We start from the raw sequence: 418 nt of genomic DNA, 5'->3' as shown, positions 1-418 counted from the left end.
AGATAGGCGAGATATTGCGGCGTGCCGATCAGCCACTTGTTGACCGGATCAACCGCGACGGAACCCCAGTTGAACACGCCGATATTGCCCGGCCATATAAGCGAACCGGTTGTAGTCGGCGGCGTCCATGGATTGCCGTCATACCGATACTGGTTGTAGGTCGTGCGGCATGCCATTTGGTCGAACGGTGTCGCGCCCCACATGTCGGCTTCGCGCAAAGGCGCCGGCGTGAAGTTGAGCGAGGACATCGGCTGTGTCGGCGAAAGCTTTTCGCCGGCGATGTCGGTATTGGTCTTTACCGCCACATCGCTGATCGGCAGGATCGGCTGGCCGTTCGTACGGTCGAGAACCCACAGATTGCCGATCTTGGTCGGGATGATGATTGCCGGCGTATCGACGCCGTTCTTCGGCAGGTTCA

General features: G+C 59.3%; 1 pseudogene. It reads right to left on the bottom strand.

Features of this window, described 5'->3' with window-relative positions:
* Positions 1-418: pseudogene (locus QSK43_RS27045) on the bottom strand (membrane-bound PQQ-dependent dehydrogenase, glucose/quinate/shikimate family); the annotation flags it as partial.

This window comes from Rhizobium sp. GR12, from assembly GCF_036596185.1.
GTDB lineage: Bacteria > Pseudomonadota > Alphaproteobacteria > Rhizobiales > Rhizobiaceae > Agrobacterium > Agrobacterium nepotum.
The sequence above is the reverse complement of the archived record's forward strand: the minus strand, read 5'-3'. Positions and strand labels throughout refer to the sequence as shown.